Annotated in this window: 5 protein-coding genes; 1 reads left to right on the top strand and 4 read right to left on the bottom strand. The window is 58.4% G+C overall.

The annotated features are described in order from the left end of the window. On the top strand, positions 1-168 hold a 168-nt coding region (gene rpsT, locus ACIP1X_RS28220), incomplete at its 5' end, for a 30S ribosomal protein S20 (protein WP_400755904.1). Between the two features lie 181 nt (positions 169-349). Here the strand turns inward: rpsT and ACIP1X_RS28215 are convergent. The 4 genes from ACIP1X_RS28215 to ACIP1X_RS28200 form a co-directional block, all read right to left on the bottom strand. Further along, positions 350-817: a CreA family protein gene (locus tag ACIP1X_RS28215; RefSeq protein ID WP_053123976.1), complete on the bottom strand. Its 468-nt coding sequence runs from the start codon at positions 815-817 to the stop codon at positions 350-352. A 10-nt stretch (positions 818-827) separates the two neighbouring features. Further along, a complete protein-coding gene (gene proB / locus ACIP1X_RS28210; RefSeq protein WP_053123978.1) occupies positions 828-1946 on the bottom strand; it encodes a glutamate 5-kinase in 1119 nt (372 codons plus the stop codon). A gap of 137 nt (positions 1947-2083) precedes the next feature. Further along, a complete protein-coding gene (cgtA, locus tag ACIP1X_RS28205; RefSeq protein ID WP_053123980.1) occupies positions 2084-3307 on the bottom strand; it encodes an Obg family GTPase CgtA in 1224 nt (407 codons plus the stop codon). A gap of 193 nt (positions 3308-3500) precedes the next feature. Then, a partial coding sequence (locus ACIP1X_RS28200; protein ID WP_400755903.1) for a 50S ribosomal protein L27 occupies positions 3501-3620 on the bottom strand: 120 nt, incomplete at its 5' end.

Genomic DNA, 3620 nt, shown 5'->3' with positions numbered 1-3620 from the left:
GTTAAAGCCATTGACGCAAAAGACGCTGAAAAAGCTCAAGCTGCATACGTTCTGGCTGTGCCAGTTATCGACCGTATGGCCGATAAAGGCATCATCCACAAGAACAAGGCTGCTCGTCATAAGAGCCGTCTGAATGGCCACGTTAAAGCGCTGAAAGAAGCTGCTTAATCGACGTAGTCATTAAAAAACCGACCTTAGGGTCGGTTTTTTATTGCCTGTGATTTAACAAATCCAGCGCAAAAAAAGTGGGAGCGAGCCTGCTCGCGAATGCGATCTGCCAGTTGATAGCTCTATCGACTGACACGACCTCTTCGCGAGCAGGCTCGCTCCCACATTGGTATCTGCGGAGTTATTGCTGGACGGGCACCCATGGCAAGATCGGGATCGCCGTCACGGCATTCTGCGGGCTGCCTTCGATCAAGCGATCGCTATAGACCAGGTACACCAGCGTATTGCGCTTCTTGTCGAGGAAACGCACCACCTGCATGGTCTTGAACACCAGCGATGTGCGCTCCTTGAACACCTCATCGCCATCCTTCAGATCGCCGTTGAACTTGATCGGCCCCACCTGACGACAGGCGATCGACGCTTCTGCGCGATCTTCAGCCAGACCCAAACCGCCCTTCACCCCGCCAGTCTTGGCGCGCGACAGGTAGCAGGTCACGCCTTCGACCTTCGGATCATCAAACGCTTCGACCACAATCCGGTCGTTCGGGCCGACGAATTTGAACACTGTCGACACCTGACCGATTTCCTCGGCCGAGGCCAGCAATGGCATCGCCATCAGCAGGCCCAACAATCCTTTTGCTAAACGCATCGAGTTTTCCTTACACCAGGATCAGGTTGTCACGGTGAACCAGTTCTGGCTCCGCCATGTAACCGAGCAAACCGACAATCGCATCTGACGACTGACCGATGATTTTTTGTGCTTCCAGCGCGCTGTAGTTGGCGAGGCCACGAGCGATCTCACGACCGTCCGGCGCCACGCACACCACCATCTCACCGCGACGGAAGCTACCCTGCACCAGTTTCACGCCGACCGGCAGCAGGCTTTTGTTGCCTTTGGACAACGCCGACACCGCACCATCGTCCAGCACCAGCGTGCCGCGCGTTTGCAGATGGCCGGCTAGCCACTGTTTACGCGCCGCGAGCATGCCGCGCTCAGGCGACAGCAAGGTGCCGATGCGCTCGCCCGCTTTCAGGCGATCAAGCACGCGCTCGAGACGCCCACCAACAATGATCGTGTGTGCACCGGAACGCGCCGCCAGACGCGCCGCGCGCAGCTTGGTCTGCATGCCGCCACGCCCCAACGCACCACCGGTACCGCCGGCGACCGCATCGAGAGAAGGATCATCGGCGCGCGCTTCGTAAATCAGTTGCGCATCCGGATTGTTGCGCGGATCGGCGTCGAACATGCCGTCGCGATCGGTAAGGATCACCAGCAGATCCGCTTCGACCAGGTTGGCCACCAGCGCCGCCAGCGTGTCGTTGTCGCCAAAACGGATTTCGTCAGTCACCACGGTGTCATTTTCGTTGATCACCGGAATGACTTTCAGCTCGACCAGCGCGCGCAAGGTGCTACGGGCATTGAGGTAGCGCTTGCGGTCGGACAAGTCGTCGTGAGTCAGGAGAATTTGCGCCGTGTGCCGGCCATGCTCGGCGAAGCTTGATTCCCACGCCTGCACCAAACCCATCTGACCGATAGCGGCGGCCGCCTGGAGCTCGTGCATCGCGCTGGGTCGCGCGGTCCAGCCCAAACGGCTCATACCTGCCGCCACTGCCCCGGAGGACACCAGCACCAGCTCGACGCCCGCTTCATGCAGCGCCACCATTTGCTCAACCCAGACACTCATAGCCGCGCGATCCAGCCCTTTGCCATCTGCTGTCAGCAAAGCGCTGCCGATCTTCACGACCCAACGCTGCGCACCTGTCACCTTGCTCCGCATCATCTTCAACCTTAGCTTGAGGGCAGCGCGACCCAGCGCCGCCCGTGACGTTATTCGTGGCTATGCCTTACCAACGATCGATTTCCAGATACTAAAACGCCGCTCGATTGAGCGGCGTTCAAGTTTATCGCAACGGATCAGTCACGCACGTAAATGATTTCCGGACCGTCTTCGTCATCTACATCTTCTTCGTCCCAATCATCGTCGCCGATGTCGTGAACCGACTTCACGCCGCTGCGGCGCAGGGCACGCTTGTCGTCCAGCGCCTGCAACTGGGCGCGGGCTTCGTCTTCGATGCGTTGATCGAGGTCGGCCAGCTCTTCCTTGTAAGCCGGATCGGCAGCAAGGCGATCGGCACGATCTTCCATGTAACGCATGATGTCGTGGCACAGACGCTCAGTACCGATCTTGGCGATAGCCGAAATCACGTAAACCGGGCCAGTCCATTCCAGACGATCAACGATCTCCTTGACGCGCTCTTCGTGCTCTTCTTCAAGGATCTGGTCGCACTTGTTCAGCACCAGCCAGCGATCACGCTCGGCCAGGGACGGGCTGAACTTGATCAGCTCGTTGACGATCACTTCTGCCGCGTCCGGAGCGCTGGCGTCATCCAGCGGCGCCATGTCGACGAGGTGCAGCAGCAGACGCGTACGCGCCAAGTGCTTGAGGAAGCGAATACCCAGACCGGCACCATCAGAAGCGCCTTCGATCAGACCCGGAATGTCCGCAACAACGAAGCTCTTCCAGCGATCGACGCTGACCACACCGAGGTTTGGTACCAGCGTGGTGAACGGGTAGTCGGCAACTTTCGGCTTGGCCGCCGACACCGAACGGATAAAGGTACTTTTACCGGCGTTCGGCAAGCCCAGCAGGCCAACGTCGGCCAATACTTTCATTTCCAGTTTCAGGTCGCGCTGCTCACCCGGCTTACCCGGCGTGGTTTGACGCGGCGCACGGTTGGTACTGGATTTGAAACGGGTGTTGCCCAGACCGTGCCAGCCGCCCTGCACAACCATCAACTTCTGACCAGCCTTGGTCAGGTCGCCGATGACTTCCTGAGTGGCGGAGTCGATCACCGTGGTGCCGACCGGCACACGCAGGATCAGGTCTTCGCCCTTCTTGCCGGTGCAGTCAGTGCTGCCACCGTTGGAACCGCGCTCGGCATCGAAGTGCCGGGTGTAACGGTAGTCGACCAGGGTGTTGAGGTTTTCGTCAGCCATCATGTAGATGGAACCGCCGTCACCGCCATCACCACCGTTCGGGCCACCGTTTTCGATGAATTTTTCCCGACGGAAACTCATGGCACCGTTGCCACCGTCACCAGCCTTTACGCGAATCGATACTTCATCAACAAACTTCATAACCAACGCCTCTCGCCGTACGGACGAGCCGAAAAACAATCAAGACATAAGACTCTTGCAAAAATGAGCGCAGCGACCCCAAAACACGACCTGCATCGCACGCCGACAGCCCATACAAACAGTTTTGCAAGAGACTCACCCCACAAACGAAAAAGCCCCGTCGCGAGACAGGGCTTTTCCAGCGATTGCGCAATTAAGCTGCGACAACGCTCACGTAACGGCGGTTGAACGCGCCCTTTACTTCAAACTTGATCACGCCTTCGATTTTCGCGAAGAGGGTGTGATCTTTACCCATGCCAACGCCGTAGCCAGC

The organism is Pseudomonas sp. NPDC088885 (assembly GCF_044750025.1).
GTDB classification, from domain to species: domain Bacteria; phylum Pseudomonadota; class Gammaproteobacteria; order Pseudomonadales; family Pseudomonadaceae; genus Aquipseudomonas; species Aquipseudomonas rustica.
This window is presented reverse-complemented; position numbering and strand designations above follow the sequence as displayed.